Source organism: Altericista sp. CCNU0014, assembly GCF_044923475.1.
Taxonomy (GTDB): Bacteria; Cyanobacteriota; Cyanobacteriia; order Thermosynechococcales; family Thermosynechococcaceae; genus JAAURS01.
In genome coordinates, this window is the sequence record NZ_CP137338.1 from 4,443,634 (window position 1) to 4,459,250 (window position 15,617).

Genomic DNA, 15,617 nt, shown 5'->3' on the forward strand with positions numbered 1-15,617 from the left:
TCAAGACGGCATTTCGTCTCTACTGAGCGGCAAGTTTTGAGATCGCTGCCGATCTATAGCCATCCCATCTCGATCGCTATACTTGCAAGGCTACAACTTTTTGAACCGCCTCTACAATCTGAGCGGGCTGCACGATGGTCAAGTTCTCAAGGGTGCCATTGTAGGGGGTGGGAATATCTTGGGACGACATCCGCAGCACGGGACCGTCCAGTTCGTCAAAAAAGCGATCGCTAATAGAAGCAACCAGCTCCGCTCCAATCCCTCCAGTTCGCATGCATTCTTCCACGATAATGACCCGATGGGTTTTGCGGATAGAAGCGCCAATGGTGTCAAAATCTAGGGGTTTTAAGGACAGCAGATCGATGACCTCTGGATCGTAGCCTTGAGGGACGAGGGTTTTGATGGCCTGCATGACGTGATGGCGCATCCTAGAATAGGTCAAAATCGTAACGTCTTTGCCGGGACGCACGATTTCTGCCTTGTCGAGCGGCAGCACGTACTCTCCATCCGGGATGTCTTCTTTAAGGTTGTACAGCAGCACGTGCTCGAAAAACAGCACGGGGTTAGGATCGCGAATGGCCGCTTTTAGCAACCCTTTTGCATTGTAGGGCGTAGAGCAGGCCACAATTTTTAAGCCAGGGACAGCCTGAAAGTAAGCCTCTAGACGCTGGGAGTGCTCTGCTCCAAGCTGGCGACCCACGCCGCCCGGCCCGCGAATCACAATGGGGATTTTGAAATTGCCGCCAGAGGTGTAGCGTAGCATTCCGGCGTTATTCGAAATTTGGTTGAAGGCCAATAGCAAAAAGCCCATGTTCATCCCTTCAATGATGGGCTTTAGGCCCGTCATTGCGGCACCGACGGCCATTCCAGTAAAGCTGTTCTCGGCAATGGGGGTATCTAAGACTCGAAACTCGCCATATTTTTGATAAAGTCCTTTCGTGACTTTATAGGATCCTCCATATTGGCCAACGTCTTCTCCCATAACCATCACAGTGGGGTCATGGGCCATTTCTTCGTCAATTGCAGCCCGGAGCGCGTTAAAGAGGAGAACTTCAGCCATATCACTTTAGGGATGTACTAATGGATACGTTAGCAGAATTAGGACGCTCTCCTCTGGTTTCGGCAATCGCGATGGTGCTTCACTGCGATTGGGTTGAGGCTCGGGCGACCGATCCAGGCCCGCAGGCCCCGGCGATCGCAAAGGGTACAGTCCGCCCAAAGCTATAAGCATCCCCAGGCTCTTGCAGTTCGATGTGAAGGTGAGGCCCGGAACTCCAGCCAGAGTTACCGCTGTAGCCAATGAGCTGACCGATCTCGACCGTGTCTCCAGCCTTGATCTGCACTTGAGCGCGGAACCCTTGTTGGAGGTGCAGATAGGCGGAGCGATAGCCACCGTCGTGCTCGATGAGGACGTAGTTGAATTTAGAGATGTTCTCTGGCCCGCCACCCGTATCGGGATAGCGATCCTGCACCCCAATGACTCGCCCTGCCCGCATGGCATATACGGGCGTGCCGATGCTAGCCGCAAGGTCGTAGGCATACTCCATTCTGCCGCGATGGGTGGTTCCTCGAATGCCCTGAGAGAGGTATCCCAGCCCATTCAAAGGATGGCAGAATCCCGTTAAGGGCGAAGCGACTGTAGGCTCGGGGTTTGCTGACAGGGGTGTATGGAATCCTTTCTCGTCGGGCATTTTGAATGCCTGTAGGTTAGATGGCGCGTCTGTCTTCCATCGCAACCGATCGGCACCTCCAACCGCGCTATCGGTAGAACTAGCGCGAACGGCGGATGGATTGATGACAGCGGCACCGCCTGAAGCGATTAATCTTGGAGCAATGGGAATGAGGGTGCTCAGGGCAAATAAAGTCGCTGCAGTCCAATTGCGTCGCTGTTGCTCTGTGAGCGCGGATTTGAGCTGTTGGCGAGTCACAGCGCCTTGCCGGACTAAAACTTCACCGAGTTTTAGCTGCGTATTGCGCTGCGTTAGTAACGCCTGAGTCAGGTCATCTTTAGTAATGATGCCTTTTTGAACTAAGACTTCGCCGACGCGAACTTTATCAGGTACTCGCAAACGCCGATGGAACACAAGAAACTCCTGGCTATTCATCACAACAAAGGGACTTACAGGTAAAGCAAGCTGCTTGCAACTGCTTTTCACCGTTGAAAAAGATTGCGCTTCAGACTCGAGTCTGTATTGCCAAGTCAATACAGCCCTTTGAAGGTGCGATCGAACGGCTCTGTGAAATCAAAGCCCAGCTTCTATTCAGATGTTGATTGCTCTGATGCCTTGATGATTCCTTCAGATCGCAGCTCGATTCAAAATCGGCACGCCTCCTTTCATGGAGAACTTGATAAGCCAGAGTCAAGCGGTGTTGCCAACTCTTTTATAGAGTGCCCTTAAGTTATTGAATTACGATCGGCTCTCAATGAGATTTATATAATTTTTTAACTTTTTAGCGTCAAAAAAATCGGTTTATATCTGTACTAATTAAAATGCAGAAGAACGAATAACCAAATCGATTGATATTGATTTCTCGCTTGGGGGTGGGACTTTGAGCGAGAGATAGGGTGTATTTACATTGCCTGTATGGCTGCAATGAGTGGCCTAAAGCAAAACTTTTCGCTACTCTAGTTGAGGCACCTCGATGCGATTTACTCGATGCGATTTAAATGAAGCGAATATTGACCTCTGCTGCTTCCCCTTTGTGGGTGCGGTTGGCTGCTGCTGGCTTGGGTATAACCGTTTTGAGTCTGCCGACGATCGCTGCTGAAGGTTGCATGACTCAACTTAGCATGGCTAAATTCAGGGGAAGATCCTACGTCAATTTACCGAAAAACCTTTGCCCCGGCTACACCGACCTATTGCTGGGCCGTACCGATAAACAGAAAGAGTATGGCGGCGTTATTTGCGATCGCCCCGAAGCATCCTATATCCTGTTGCAGCGCTTGCTCCGGCATACCGATCGCGGTCAGGCTGTTTGGCAGATCGTGCAGGTTCAGTCTGTACTCAAACCCAACCCTCAAAGTTTGGTATTGGGCGTCGGTTGCCAACAACATCTCCGCAGGACTGCTTCGAGCGAACCTATTTTTGCCCTCGTCCAGCCGACCGCCAAAAAAACTTACAAAACCCTTGCGGCCTGGAAAGTAAGCCTGGCCCGAGAAACCTTTATAGCATTGGAACCGCAAAAGGTGGTTTGCGAAGACATCCTTCTCTGAAGCGAAGCGCTAGAGCGAACCGCCGATATAACCTACAACATTCAAATATCGACCCCTGAGGCCGGGCTGCCTACAGGGGTCAATTGGGTTTAATTTTAAGGGACGGTCAACCGAAAGACGTTTTCAGCTTACGAAAACGTTTTGCGGGTGCTGCGAAGACGTCGGCCATACCAAAGACCGATCAGTCCGAACCCAGCGGCGAGCGCCCCAGTTGAAGAGGGCTCGGGCACTGGCGTAGGCGTAGGCGGCGTGCCATTGTCGTCACCGTTACCACCGCCCAAGAAAGCCGGCACTAAAGCGGCGGGAAGGCCCAAAAGTGCCAAAAGGGGACTTGGCCCTCCGCCAAGCACCCCACCCCCAGTGGGAGGCGCTCCGCCAATTTCACAGGTTGTCGTCCCACCAATTTCGCAACAGTCGTCGGGCAACGCTTGAGCGACTAAGTTGCTAGAGAGATTCTCACCTCCTAAAGAAGGCGTCGTACTGTCGAGGGCAGGCGCATTGGCAACAACCGTAGCAGGCGCAACAGAACCCATCGCAGAACTTGCGACAACATCAGAAGCAGCACTGGAAGCCCCTCTCGTCGCATCGGGCGGAACGAGACTGCTTCCAGCGGGTGACGGCCCGCAACCCACAGCCACCCCTGAAGGAGAAGCTTGGATGTCGGGCACGACTGGCTTTAGGAGTTGACTGTCAGCGCCAGCCGCACTCTTCAAAGAAGCACCGTAGGCCATAGATCCTTGAACGATGGGGTAAGAAAACACCATGAGGCCCAAGGCAAGAGGCGAAAATTTTTGGATAACTTTATTTTTCATCTTTACGTTTACTCGCTAATCACCCGCCGCTGTACTGTCAAGCCTCAAACTAAACAACCAAGGTTAAAGTATCTATGCCCAAGGCGCACTTTCAAGGACTCAAACTTTACCACATCCCTCGAACGGGGGTTGGTGCGACAGGCGTACCGCCACCTTGAGGCACGGGCGTTGGCTCGGGAACGACGGGAATGTTGTTGACCGGAGCGGGTGTCTCAGTGCAGCAGATTTTGGTCGCCCAAGTCCCTTTGTAGGTCGATACTGTAAGCTCTTTGCCTGGTGTCAAGCCCATTCGAGCGATCGTGGCCGTCTCGACAGGAGTCGTCATCGTTTCGCCGCTGGGCGATTGCAAGGTAACTTGATCCCCATTGATTGCAGAGACCGTCCCTTTGAACTCCCGTTCGACTTCAGCAGGCTCGAGTCTGGTCACATTACCAGAGGCATCGGTATCGTAACCCACCAAGGAACCTCTCTGGAGACCGCTCGTCGATGCGCTCAATTCAGGTGGAATCGTCAATTGTTTGGAGGTCCCATCTAAGGTCCGTACTTCTAAAACCCCATTTCCCGTCGAGCGAACCATCCCATAATTTGCTGGCAATTTCTTTGCGGCAGCAGAACCGCCACCGCTAGCAGGCGTGATGGAGCTATCAGGTGTAGTAGAACCCGCAGGAGTAATAGAAGAATCAGGGGGAGTGGAAGAACCAGGCTGCTCTTGAGCCAAGATAGACTGAGGTGTTTGGCGGGAAAACTTTGACTGAACCTCTTTCGCGCTGCTAGACTGTGCGGCGCCAATCAATACGACTGCTGCAACAAGGGAGGGGATGCCCACAACTGTCAAGATTCTTTTCATCGGATCACCAAAATGCAACTAAGGTATAGGTCAAGTTTTTGTCCCCCGCTTATCGACCAATATTCTAGTCTAGCCTTTCTACGATTGTCTCTAGTTTTTAAAATTTAATTAAAACTGTCGATTGCAAAATCAAGGGGGAGAGCTGACGTTTGTCTAGAAATTGCCTATAAATAAGTGGGTAGACTTTAATTTAACATTGACGAGTACGAGTTTTAAGAAGCTTTACCGTAACATGGCCCTAGTATCAGCTCATTTAACTCGTTATGTCAATATTTCACAAGTCAGCCGTTTTACAGATGGTTTTCGGCACAACCTCACGCTCGACCTGATGAATATCAGCTTCACCCTAATAAAGGCTGAAAGCGGTTTAAGTCGTTTGGGCCAGCGGTTAGGTGCCACTTCAAAGGGTTAGATTCAGTTAGCAAGGCGCTAAATAAACCGCAATAATTTTTTAAGGTTTAGCATTTAGGTTCTGAAGTTCTCCGCAACTCCCACTAAGTTTTTTATTAAACTGCAAGTATCCCAAAAAGGTCATGATGCATCCTGAACAAGAGTCGGTCGATCTAGAGTTGGCGAAAAGTCATGAGGCCGCCGAGTATCTGGGCATGAAAAACTGGAGCGCTGGCGATGCAAATCAAAAGCGGGGGATTAACCTCAATCCGATAAAAAGGCTAATTCAGCGAAATGGGTTGCTGATTGGGATTCCTACCCTATTGGCGGCGGGCGCGACAACGGCGTTGGTCTTGCTCAGCCCTCAAACCTACTCAGGTAATTTTCAGGTGCTGGTAGAGCCCATGAGTACTGACGGCAAAGTCACCCAGCCTGCAGTTCTCTCCCCCGGTTCAGGCAGTACGACAGCAGAGCTTGACTACTTAACGCTGGTGCGGGTGCTAACGAGCCCTAGCGTTTTATCGGGGATTATTCAAAAAATCAAAGTTCAATATCCCGACGTAAATTATGCCAATCTAACCAAGCGCCTGACCGTGGAGCGGATTGAAAAAAATCCAGGCGAGAAAACGAAAATCCTCAACGTAGCCTATGAAAGTTCGGAGCCTCAAGAAATCCTGTATACCTTAAATGAATTAGCGGCAGGATATCTAAAGTTTGGCTTAGAGGATCGCAAAGCTCAAATTGGTGGAGGCGTTGCGTTTATCGAGCAGCAGTTGCCAGGACTCAAGCGTCGAGTTGAGACGTTAGAAGGTCAACTGCAAACATTGCAGCAGCAGTACAATATCAGCGACTTGGAGAGCGAAGGAGAGGCGCTGGCTCAGCAGTCGCGACAGGTACAGACGCAGCAGCTTGAGGCTCAGCGAGATTTGGCCGCTCAAAGGAGGCTGGCTGCCAACCTGCAGCAGCAGCTCGGCGGTATCACCCCCAAAGACGTGCTCAAGGCCTCTTCGTTAAGCGAAAACCCTCGCTATCAGGCGTTACTGGGTCAATTGAAGCAGCTTGAGTCTCAAATTGCCCTTCAGTCCGCTCAATTTCAGCCTGATTTTCCAGGATTGCAGACGCTTCAGGAGCAACGTAAGAGTCTCATGGTTTTACTCCAGCAGGAGTCGCAAAAACTGGTGGGGAGCACGACCGTTCCTCAATTTCAGGCTTCGATTCAGAAAAATCTGAGCCAGCAGCTGGTGGACTCGCTCAATCAAGTCCAGGTTTTAGACGTACGAAATCAAGCCTTGGGTCAGGCCAGCGCGGCGATCGAGCAAAAAACACAGCAGTTTCCTGAAATTAAAAGACGATCGAACGATCTGCAGGCTCAGCTCGAGATCGCCCAAAATACGCTCAAGCAACTCCAGCTCAAGCGGGAAAGTTTGCGGGTTGAGGCGGCCCAAAAAGAGGTGCCTTGGCGTTTGTTGTCTAAACCGGATTTACTGAAGGATCCTCAGGGCCAGTTAATTTCATCTTCTCGTAAGGGGTTGCAGAGAGTCTTGTTGGGAACCCTCGGCGGGTTCTTACTCGGGCTCGGCCTTGCAATTCTGCGCGAAAGGCGCCGAGATATTTTCTTTTCTCTAGACGATTTACAAGAGGATTCGCGATTGCCCGTGCTCGGCGTTTTTCCAGTGGAGACAAAAACGCTTCCGGCTGCGTCCGGCGTTCCGTTGCACGGCGAACATCGATTGGAAGAGTCTCCGCTCGCAAAGGCTGCTGAAGCGCTCTACACGAACTTGAGGTTCTTGCCGCTCGAACCTGGAGTCAAATCCCTGGTGGTTGCGTCTGCCAGCCCTAGAGACGGCAAGACGACAATCGTTACCTATCTAGCGAAAGCAGCGGCCAGTATGGGACAGCGGGTTTTGGTGGTGGATGCCAACATGACTATGCCGCAGATTCACTCTTGGTTGGACGTGCCGAATTTTGAAGGGCTTAACGAGGTTCTGACCAAGAATACGGATCCGAATCAGCTGATCCAGCGATCGCCGCAACAAACCAATTTATTCGTGCTGCCTTCAGGACAGGTATCGGCATCCTCTCGCAAGCTCGTCGCTTCTCAGCAAATGCAGCATTTGATGAGTCAGCTCCATACCATGTTCGATTTAGTGCTGTACGACACGCTCCCGCTCCAAAATCATGCAGATGCTAATTTCCTCTCGCGCAATACAGACGGGATGCTGTTGGTGGTGAGCGTGGGTCAGACCCGACGGTCCCTCGTGCTCAAGCTGATGAAGAAGCTTCAGGCTGTTAGAATTCCAATGCTGGGCGTGGTTGCCAATCAGGTTAAGGCGTTACCGTCAGCTCGAGATGCCGACTCGCCAGATTCCCTCGATCATTTTGAAGATGAGTTTGAAATGTTTCGGATTGCACCATCGCGAGAATAATTCAGTCTGGGGGAATACTAAGGACTCAATAGCCTACGATATCCATTTCGATCGCTCTCTATTTATGAATTTTAGCCCCACTACCCTCATAGCAGTTCTGAGCGGCATCCTGGCCGTTGCTTTAGGAGGACTGGGCTTGGTTCTGTTGGGCGAGGTTTGGGCGGCTAAAGCGGTTCGAGAAGACACACGGATTTTGAAGGCGCCCGCGCTGCTGCCTCGGATTGCGGTTTTGATTCCCGCCTACAACGAAGAGCTGAATATTAGCGCGACGGTTCGATCGTTGCTGCCGGAGCTACGCCCCTGCGATCGCCTGATTGCAATCGCGGACAATTGCTGCGATCGCACGGCTGAGGTCGCGCGGCAGGCAGGTGCGTTCGTCCTAGAGCGAACGGATGCGGCGCGCAAGGGCAAGGGTTACGCGCTGGATTACGGCCTCGAGTTTTTAGCCAATAATCCACCAGAGATAGTGGTGTTTATGGATGCAGACTGTACTGTAAGCCCCGGCAGTATTGAAATTTTAGCCAAAACGGCGCGCAAATTTCGGCGTCCGGTTCAAAGTACCTACTTGATGGAGCAGCCTGCAGAGCCTACGCTTCGCGATCGGATTTCGGTATTCGCGCTAACCCTCAAAAACCTAGTGCGTCCCCTCGGAATGAAAGCATTGGGATGGCCGTGTCTGTTAACGGGTTCTGGGATGGCTGTCCCTTGGGCCTTGCTCGCACCCATTTCTTTGGCAGGCAATCGCAACGCCGACGACATGCAGCTTACGGTCGATCTGGCGCTCCAAGGCGCGTCGCCGATCTACGAACCGCGATCGCGAGTAATGGGGCGACTGATGCTAGCGGAGGATGCCTACAGCCAACGCACTCGTTGGGAACACGGCCATCTCCGCATGATTTTGACCCAGGTACCTCGACTGCTGAAAGCCGTGTTGGTCCAGCGACGGTTCGACCTGTTGATTTTGGCCTGCGATATGGCCATTCCACCGCTCTCTTTATTTATGTTGCTGTGGATCGGTCTCGTTTTTCTCAACTTAGGCGCGCTCGGTATTGGCTTAGTCAATCCCTTAAGCTTCATTCTCAGCCTTTTAGCGGGGCTACCCATCGTCTTAGGGGTTTGGACGGCTTGGCATCGATTTGGAAGAACCCTGTTGCCGAGTCAGAACTGGATGGAAATTCCCAGCTATCTATTCTGGAAAGCACCCATTTACATAAAGTTCGCGATCCGACCTCAAACCCGCTGGCTCAAAACCGAACGGGATGCGGTCGAGCCTTCCGATCCCCTTTGAGACGAGGTAGTCTGGCCTCCCATGACCAAACCGATAGAGCTTTACACGCAGCGGCTGCGGCTGCGGCAATGGCATCCCGACGATAAGGAAGCCTTTGCTGGCCTCAATGCCGACCCGCGCGTGATGGAATTTTTCCCCGGCTGTCTGGCTCGCGCTGCCAGCGATGCAATGGTAGAGCGGCTTCAATCGCTCATCTCCGAACGAGGTTGGGGCCTTTGGGCCGTTGAAATCATGGGTACAGCGAAGTTCGCCGGATTTGTGGGACTTCACATCCCAACTGCCGAACTTCCGTTTTCCCCTTGCGTAGAGGTGGGTTGGCGGCTTGCCTTCGAACATTGGGGAAAGGGCTACGCGCCAGAAGCAGCAAGGGCCGCGCTACAGTTTGGCTTTGAAGTCCTCCATTTATCTGAGATTGTCTCCTTTACGGCACTGTGCAACCGCAGATCTCGTTCTGTCATGGTTAAGCTCGGGATGCGCGAAGATCCTAAAACCTTCGAACATCCCAGCCTTCCAGTCGGCCACCCTCTGCGCGAACATTGTTTGTATCGGCTGTCGCAGAGAGACTGGCACGGTGCCATTGCCTAGCATCGCGATCGTGCCGTTCGTCAAAGTCGATAATCGGTCCTTTGGGCACGATCTGATTGGGATTGATATCGGTCATGCTCGTGTAATAGCCGCGCTTGATGCAATCGAGATCGCACGTCGCCTTGAACGCTGGCCGCTGATAAAGATCCTTAAGATAGTTCCACAGGTTTGGATAGTCGAGAATTCGTCGCAAATTGCACTTAAAGAGACCGTGATACACCGAGTCGAAGCGATACAGCGTTGCAAACATGCAAATATCGGCTTCAGTCAGTCGATCTCCGCATAGATAGCGCTGCTGGTTCAGGACGGCTTCCCATCGATCTAAATTCTCGAAGAGTTCTGTTATAGCCCTACGAGAGCATGTTAAGACGTTTGTAAATAGCCCGCTTTGAGCAGTAAGGATTTGATTAAGCAGTGCGTCCTAAGCAAAATCCGTAGTGCTATACTGCTTCTTCGTAGGCCGCTTGCGAAGTTGCGAAACCAGCGCGATAGACACCCGCATTGATGGGCAGATAAATTTTATCGATTGTTTCATCCACAATCTGCTGGAGGTCGTACGGGTATAAATCTACGTTCTGGGTTGCCAGTTCGGCAAACTCTACGTCCAGCATCCGCATGATTTCGCGAGATTCGTTGTTGACGATGGTTTGAGTTTGCTCGTCCCACAATACCGGAACGGTGACTCGCCCCGTACATTTGGGATCGGCCTTTAGATAAACCTCTGGCAAATATAGAACGCAAGTTGCCGAGCTATCCGGGGCTTCTGGCGGTATCGAAAATCTCCAGCCCTTATCGCCCAAAACCGCATCGGCAATGGACACGGAGATGACCTCATTCAATCCCTTGAGTTCGCGCGTAATTAAGGTGCGATGCGCCCAAGGACACCCCAAGGAAACGTAGAGGTGATAGCGTCCTGCTTCTGCTTTGAATCCGCTAGATCCGTCGGCAGTGACGCGATCGCGGAACGTCGTCGGCATTCGTTCGAACTTACCGCTGGAATTCGATTCATTCCAGTTCGCTATCCATTGGCCTTCAACCATTATTCCCGATGCCATCATTCCCTCCCAACTCTAATGAAGATCTTCCTATAGGTCATTGCGGCGAGCTAAGCTGCTACCGCCGCTTGTATTGCTTGTTGCAGCGATCGCGGTTCCATGAACGAAAGATATTGCGTGACGATTTCCGGCGGCAAGAATTCTAACAGCAGTTGGTTTTCTACCCAGAATTCAATGACATCAAAATAATCGCCGCGATGACAGTGAACCATCCGCCAACCTTCGCGCTCGGCGATCGCCTGAATCTGAGCTTTGCTCGCTGGGACGGAAAGAGCCGCGTGAACGGCGGTATGGTTCGATGAAACCTGATGGGGTTGGAGCTGAACCGCTTCATCGGCTGCACTCCCCGGAAACAAAGCCCGTCCGATCGGATTCACTTCGATCATCGTTCCTTGAGGATCGAGGGCGAGGGCGACGTAACTTTCGGGATGACCGGGGAAGGGGATAGATTGTCCTTGCAATATCTCTGCCAATACTTGGCTGACATGTTGCGGATTATAGGCAGCTATCGAAATATGATGGATCATAGTGATTTCCTTAACGTTTACTTGGTAGCAGTTATCTTTAAATACGAGCGACCGATCGAACCTTTATGCGATCTCGGCAACAGTTTCACCGAGCAATTGCTTCAAAACATTTGGATCTCGCGCCACCGCTAAAAATCGATCGGTCAGTTCTGGTGGCACGAGTTCTAGCATCAGTCTGTTTTCTACCCAAAACTCAATCTCATCAACTAACCCTGCTCGACGGCAGCGGACGACTCGCCAGCCTTCCCGCGCCCCAATTTTTTCAATTTCGGCTTGACCGATCGGGACGAAAATAGAAGCATGAAATGCAGTAAATTGGACGGGTTGGGGATTTTGCTCAAAAGTGCATCCACGCTGCCCAGATCCAGGAATAATTTGCGTTCCGAGCGGGTAGACTTGAACGCAGGCCAAGTCTTTATCCACTGCCACAGCCATATAGCTGCCTGGATTGTGCGGAAAGGGTACGGCTTTGCCTTGGAATAGTTCTGCCAGGACTCCAGCAACATGTTGGGGGTTTTGAGCCGCGATTGAAATGTGATGAATCACAGCTGTTTTCTCCACATAGAAATTTCAGTCCTAAGACAAGCATAGAAAACGTAGCCCCATTACGCAGTCCGAAAAAGTCAGAAAAAGTGTGCAATCCAAAATTGGAGCAATGACGATGCCTGTAGAACATTTTTTCTGAAGTGCCTATACTGTAAGAATCTCAGAAAAGACCGGATCGCAGCGACAACAACTTCAACCCGCTGAGAACAAGGGGAAATATGACTGCAGAAGCAATCGATCGAGAAAGTGAAATCATCGCCCCATCCGTTGAGGAAGAAACATTTCAATGGACGAAGCAGTGGTATCCAGTGGCGGTAATAGAATTCCTCGATCCCGCTCAACCTCACGGGCTGCAATTGTTGGGCAAAGAGATCGCGATCTGGAGAGATGGAACAGGCAAGTGGCAATGCTTTGAAGATGCGTGCCCCCACCGTCTGGCACCGCTTTCAGAAGGACGGGTAGAAAAAGACGGGACGTTGCTCTGTGCCTATCACGCTTGGCGATTTGACGGCAGGGGAAACTGCAAGCACATTCCTCAATCGAAAGATAATGCCACTGAAGCCAAAAATTGCACCAATCCTAAAGCAAATGCGATCGCGTTTCCCACACAAGAACGTCAAGGTCTTTTGTGGGTCTGGGCGGAATCTGGCGAACGCGCGCGCGCGGAAAGTCAGTCCCGATCGCCGCGCCTCATTCCCGAACTAGAAGAGAATGCTTCTCCAAGCGCAGTGAAGAAGTTTTGGAACATTCGCGATTTACCTTATGGGTGGGATTTCTTCATTGAAAACGTGTCCGATCCCGCCCACGTTCCAGTGTCCCATCACGGCTTGGTCGGCAATCGATACAAAGATGCTCAGTACTACGACATGCCCCGGCTGCGGGACGTCTCCACGCAGGAGGGATTTGCATTTGGCGTCACCAGCGTCGAACCGAGTATAGTGCAAACCAAGCACGATTTTCAGCCCCCTTGCTTGATGAAAATCACGACGATTTTCAAAGATGAGGGCCAGCTAATTCTAGTGCTCTATGCCACTCCTACCCGACCGGGTTGGTGCCGTCATATCGGCTGTCAGGTGATGGTTAAAAATTCGTCGGGCGAGCTACCGAAGGGGCTGGCATTTTTTGCATTGCCAATGCCCACGTGGTTGGGACACGTCCTTGCGTCTTTATTTCTGCACCAGGATTTAGTCTTTCTCCACTATCAGGAGAAAGCGTTTGCAAAAAAGGGTGGCGATCGCTGGTCCGACTCCGTTTTTACCCCCAACCCTCAGGACAAAATGGTCATCACCTTTAGGCAATGGCTCCATACCAGAGCGGGAGGAGGTGTCCCTTGGGACGAAGGCTGCAACCCTTCCCTCCCGGCCCCGGAGCGAGACAAGGCGCGCCTATTTGACGTGTGGAATACTCATACAAAGGAGTGCTCCTATTGCCAAAACGCTCTGAGGACGGTAAGGCGGATTGAATTTTTAGCCTATGGTATTGCCATTTTCTGTTTCGGAATCGGTATCTTTTTTGACGCGCGATCGGTCGCGGCAAAGGCGCTAATCCTCGATCCCGCAATCAGAGCGATCGCGTTGCAGTCCGCAATTCCGAGCGGCGCGCTCTTAGGGGCCATGCTTGGGAGTGCCTTGTTCGGGACGGTTGGGTACGCGTTAAAAAAATTCGGTCGGTTGTTCTACGCGTATGAATTCAACCATGCTAAAAACGACTAGAAACGATCGCCGTTTCGGGTCCTTGAAGGCGATAGAAGGACGAGATTTCAGCCATCGCGCGGCGGGTGCCGATTAGAATGAGATACAGGATTGTCCGTCCGTTCGCAGTACGGATTCTTGCTGAAATACCGTTTTGTATGCCTGACGGATTTGCTCGACGCTCTGACTGCTGCGAGCGAATTTCTCAATGGGATAGAGCAAAATCAAGAGCTTGAAAGGTTCCCGATCGATGCTCCCACCCGAATCTTTGAACTGCCCTCGACCGGAAAGCAAGGTGAGTCCATCCGGGAAGCGAGGGGTTACTTCGCGACTCAGAAAGCTTTGAAATTCTGCTTCCGTGACTTCAGAACCGTTAGACTTTCCCAAGCCAAAAAACAGCTCCGTTCTGGCAAACACGCTATGAGACGGTACGGTTTTGCAAACCTGGCGATCGCCAGACTCAATAACCTGAGTTGTTTCTGCAGAGTGCGGTCGTTCGATGGCGGGAGACCCTCGGGTTGCAAAGCCGCCAAAATTTGCAGCATGGATTAAGGCTAATCCTGCAAGAATGAGGCTCTGGGTAAAAACATTCGTAATTTCCACGGTCTTTTTCCAGGGAGATGCGTTCGTTAGCTTGCTAGGCCGTACGACTTGGAAACTGGATGCGCTTGGGCGTAACGAAGGAGTTCGTGGGTCCAGGTTTCAAATAAGGCAAAAACTTCATCGACGACGTAGAGACAATGGGCTTGCGCAATTTCATTGAGCGGGATGTTGGCAATCTCGCTGCGATCGCTCCCAGCAGAATGGCCAGATTCTCGGTCGAAGTGAAACGCACCGCAGTAGCGCAGCTCGATCCCGCGACGGCGCTCGATTGCTTTTGCCAAGTCCAGCATGGTACTGAAAAGGACGTTTCCAGTCTCTTCAATCGCCTCGATGATGGCAATGCGTTCGACTGGATTCGCCCTTGAAATCAGGGCAGCGAGTCGATAAGTCAAAATGCGATTGTGGCGGGTTTCATCGCTCCAGAGAAAGCGCATCCACGCAGTTGGGGTGCAGAGTCGGTCGAAACCGAGCTTTGTAAAGTCTTCGAGATACCAAGGCCAGTGATGGTCGTCTTCGTAGGTATGAAGGTTGACTCGCTGTTGGTAAGGATCGGTTGTGGGTTCCTCTCGGAGCAGGTATTGGTTGATATCGCCAAAGCTCAGAATGAAGTGCGCCATGCACGGGTAAAATGCGAGTCGTTGCTCTTCAAGGAACCTCGAGTCGCGCATGTATTTGAATAGCGGCAAATTGGCATAGATTCGCTTGTTTTTCGAAATTCTTTTAAGTACGGTTTTCATAGGAAGTTTCTCCGAAAAAGATGGCAACGTCTGGTATTGCCTCTAGATTTTCCTCAAACGGCTACAGGCTCGATGGACTGGCCGAGAATTTGCGCGATCGCCTCTGGTTGCATTACCTGCATGTATTGCGGGACAAATTCCGGGACGAACAGCTCCAACAAAATGCGATTCTCGACCCAAAACTCAATGGCACTGAAGGGGGCACCCTCTTCCTGCTTGCGAGTCAAGACGCGCCATCCCTCGCGTCGCGCGATCTGTTCGATCTCTTGCTGGGTGAGAGAAACTGAAATCGCAGCGTGAATCACTGCAAAGTGGGTGGGTTTGGCCGGGCGGATCTGAGCGGATTCGGTATCGGTCCCCGGAACCCAGACATCGCCTTCTTTTAACACCACAATATGAGTGCCACAGTCATCGAAAGGGATCAGGAGGTAACTTCCAGGAATTAGAAATTTATAAACCTTACCGCTCAAAATCTCGGCTAGGACGCTAGCAACGCGTAACGGATTGCAAGCATCGATAGAAATATGGCGAATCATGAGAGTAACTCCATCAAGTTAAGATCCATCGGTAAACACCTAAACAATCGACACGGGTAAATAACGAAGCCGAGCAGCATATCATTCTGCGGTCTCTATCCTGCAAGCTGGCGATCAAAAGCTAGCCCGAGCTGATAAAATGCCCTTGGTTAACGCGCAAAGAGTACTAGAGAGTTTTAAGGTGTTGCTAGAAACTCTGACGCGTTTTAGTCGCAAAAATACTTGGCGCGCGGCTCTGATCTTCCTCATATACAAAGCATAGAGAACGTCGCGCGATCGCGCAGTCTGGAAAAGTCAGAAAAAGTGTGGCATTCAATTTCAGAGAAGTTCAGGTTTACAGTGACTTTCGCTCGATGATTT

At 51.4% G+C, this 15,617-nt stretch carries 16 protein-coding genes; 5 read left to right on the plus strand and 11 right to left on the minus strand.

Annotated features, from left to right (window positions below):
• Positions 1 to 76: 76 nt before the first annotated feature.
• The gene (locus tag R6H26_RS21190) at positions 77 to 1,060 is read right to left on the minus strand and encodes an alpha-ketoacid dehydrogenase subunit beta (RefSeq protein WP_404785313.1); all 984 of its coding nucleotides are present in this window, start codon (positions 1,058 to 1,060) and stop codon (positions 77 to 79) included.
• Positions 1,061 to 1,139: 79 nt separating this feature from the next.
• The gene (locus tag R6H26_RS21195; RefSeq protein ID WP_404785315.1) at positions 1,140 to 2,084 is read right to left on the minus strand and encodes a peptidoglycan DD-metalloendopeptidase family protein; all 945 of its coding nucleotides are present in this window, start codon (positions 2,082 to 2,084) and stop codon (positions 1,140 to 1,142) included.
• A 692-nt stretch (positions 2,085 to 2,776) separates the two neighbouring features.
• Between R6H26_RS21195 and R6H26_RS21200 the strand changes: the two genes are divergently transcribed.
• Positions 2,777 to 3,214: a hypothetical protein gene (locus tag R6H26_RS21200; protein ID WP_404785317.1), complete on the plus strand. Its 438-nt coding sequence runs from the start codon at positions 2,777 to 2,779 to the stop codon at positions 3,212 to 3,214.
• Positions 3,215 to 3,342: 128 nt separating this feature from the next.
• Here R6H26_RS21200 and R6H26_RS21205 read toward each other — a convergent pair whose 3' ends face one another.
• Complete coding sequence (locus R6H26_RS21205) at positions 3,343 to 4,026, minus strand: PEP-CTERM sorting domain-containing protein (RefSeq protein WP_404785319.1); 684 nt, start codon at positions 4,024 to 4,026, stop codon at positions 3,343 to 3,345.
• A gap of 106 nt (positions 4,027 to 4,132) precedes the next feature.
• A complete protein-coding gene (locus R6H26_RS21210) occupies positions 4,133 to 4,873 on the minus strand; it encodes a hypothetical protein (RefSeq protein ID WP_404785320.1) in 741 nt (246 codons plus the stop codon).
• A 533-nt stretch (positions 4,874 to 5,406) separates the two neighbouring features.
• On the opposite strand from R6H26_RS21210, the gene R6H26_RS21215 reads away from it, so the two are divergent.
• The 3 genes from R6H26_RS21215 (at position 5,407) to R6H26_RS21225 (ending at position 9,562) form a co-directional block, all read left to right on the plus strand.
• Positions 5,407 to 7,689 (plus strand): GumC family protein, encoded by a 2,283-nt coding sequence (locus R6H26_RS21215; protein ID WP_404785322.1) that lies wholly within the window; start codon positions 5,407 to 5,409, stop codon positions 7,687 to 7,689.
• Between the two features lie 64 nt (positions 7,690 to 7,753).
• Positions 7,754 to 8,977: a glycosyltransferase family 2 protein gene (locus R6H26_RS21220; protein ID WP_404785323.1), complete on the plus strand. Its 1,224-nt coding sequence runs from the start codon at positions 7,754 to 7,756 to the stop codon at positions 8,975 to 8,977.
• 21 nt (positions 8,978 to 8,998) lie between these two features.
• Positions 8,999 to 9,562: a GNAT family N-acetyltransferase gene (locus tag R6H26_RS21225; RefSeq protein ID WP_404785325.1), complete on the plus strand. Its 564-nt coding sequence runs from the start codon at positions 8,999 to 9,001 to the stop codon at positions 9,560 to 9,562.
• Here the strand turns inward: R6H26_RS21225 and R6H26_RS21230 are convergent.
• The 4 genes from R6H26_RS21230 to R6H26_RS21245 form a co-directional block, all read right to left on the minus strand.
• Positions 9,462 to 9,977, minus strand: coding sequence for a glutathione S-transferase C-terminal domain-containing protein (locus tag R6H26_RS21230; RefSeq protein ID WP_404791399.1), 516 nt, complete (start codon positions 9,975 to 9,977; stop codon positions 9,462 to 9,464). The two genes, R6H26_RS21225 and R6H26_RS21230, sit on opposite strands and share 101 nt — an antisense overlap.
• Before the next feature lie 25 nt (positions 9,978 to 10,002).
• The gene (locus R6H26_RS21235) at positions 10,003 to 10,602 is read right to left on the minus strand and encodes a hypothetical protein (protein ID WP_404785327.1); all 600 of its coding nucleotides are present in this window, start codon (positions 10,600 to 10,602) and stop codon (positions 10,003 to 10,005) included.
• Positions 10,603 to 10,667: 65 nt separating this feature from the next.
• The gene (locus R6H26_RS21240) at positions 10,668 to 11,144 is read right to left on the minus strand and encodes a hypothetical protein (protein WP_404785329.1); all 477 of its coding nucleotides are present in this window, start codon (positions 11,142 to 11,144) and stop codon (positions 10,668 to 10,670) included.
• Positions 11,145 to 11,207: 63 nt separating this feature from the next.
• A complete protein-coding gene (locus R6H26_RS21245) occupies positions 11,208 to 11,690 on the minus strand; it encodes a hypothetical protein (protein ID WP_404785330.1) in 483 nt (160 codons plus the stop codon).
• Between the two features lie 218 nt (positions 11,691 to 11,908).
• Between R6H26_RS21245 and R6H26_RS21250 the strand changes: the two genes are divergently transcribed.
• Entirely contained in the window at positions 11,909 to 13,402 is a 1,494-nt protein-coding gene (locus R6H26_RS21250) for a Rieske 2Fe-2S domain-containing protein (protein ID WP_404785331.1), read from the plus strand.
• A 72-nt stretch (positions 13,403 to 13,474) separates the two neighbouring features.
• Here R6H26_RS21250 and R6H26_RS21255 read toward each other — a convergent pair whose 3' ends face one another.
• The 3 genes from R6H26_RS21255 to R6H26_RS21265 form a co-directional block, all read right to left on the minus strand.
• Entirely contained in the window at positions 13,475 to 13,984 is a 510-nt protein-coding gene (locus tag R6H26_RS21255) for a DUF3574 domain-containing protein (RefSeq protein ID WP_404785333.1), read from the minus strand.
• 26 nt (positions 13,985 to 14,010) lie between these two features.
• The gene (locus tag R6H26_RS21260; protein ID WP_404785335.1) at positions 14,011 to 14,601 is read right to left on the minus strand and encodes a hypothetical protein; all 591 of its coding nucleotides are present in this window, start codon (positions 14,599 to 14,601) and stop codon (positions 14,011 to 14,013) included.
• Positions 14,602 to 14,774: 173 nt separating this feature from the next.
• The gene (locus R6H26_RS21265; protein WP_404785337.1) at positions 14,775 to 15,257 is read right to left on the minus strand and encodes a hypothetical protein; all 483 of its coding nucleotides are present in this window, start codon (positions 15,255 to 15,257) and stop codon (positions 14,775 to 14,777) included.
• Between the last annotated feature and the right edge of the window lie 360 nt (positions 15,258 to 15,617).

Bases quoted from the DNA above. Each gene is read 5' to 3' on its own strand.
- R6H26_RS21240 (WP_404785329.1), bottom strand. From the start codon at position 11,144: ATGATCCATCATATTTCGATAGCTGCCTATAATCCGCAACATGTCAGC.
- R6H26_RS21265 (WP_404785337.1), bottom strand. From the start codon at position 15,257: ATGATTCGCCATATTTCTATCGATGCTTGCAATCCGTTACGCGTTGCT.
- R6H26_RS21210 (WP_404785320.1), bottom strand. From the start codon at position 4,873: ATGAAAAGAATCTTGACAGTTGTGGGCATCCCCTCCCTTGTTGCAGCA.
- R6H26_RS21225 (WP_404785325.1), top strand. From the start codon at position 8,999: ATGACCAAACCGATAGAGCTTTACACGCAGCGGCTGCGGCTGCGGCAA.
- R6H26_RS21215 (WP_404785322.1), top strand. From the start codon at position 5,407: ATGATGCATCCTGAACAAGAGTCGGTCGATCTAGAGTTGGCGAAAAGT.
- R6H26_RS21200 (WP_404785317.1), top strand. From the start codon at position 2,777: ATGACTCAACTTAGCATGGCTAAATTCAGGGGAAGATCCTACGTCAAT.
- R6H26_RS21250 (WP_404785331.1), top strand. From the start codon at position 11,909: ATGACTGCAGAAGCAATCGATCGAGAAAGTGAAATCATCGCCCCATCC.
- R6H26_RS21190 (WP_404785313.1), bottom strand. From the start codon at position 1,060: ATGGCTGAAGTTCTCCTCTTTAACGCGCTCCGGGCTGCAATTGACGAA.
- R6H26_RS21205 (WP_404785319.1), bottom strand. From the start codon at position 4,026: ATGAAAAATAAAGTTATCCAAAAATTTTCGCCTCTTGCCTTGGGCCTC.
- R6H26_RS21235 (WP_404785327.1), bottom strand. From the start codon at position 10,602: ATGGTTGAAGGCCAATGGATAGCGAACTGGAATGAATCGAATTCCAGC.
- R6H26_RS21260 (WP_404785335.1), bottom strand. From the start codon at position 14,601: ATGGCGCACTTCATTCTGAGCTTTGGCGATATCAACCAATACCTGCTC.
- R6H26_RS21220 (WP_404785323.1), top strand. From the start codon at position 7,754: ATGAATTTTAGCCCCACTACCCTCATAGCAGTTCTGAGCGGCATCCTG.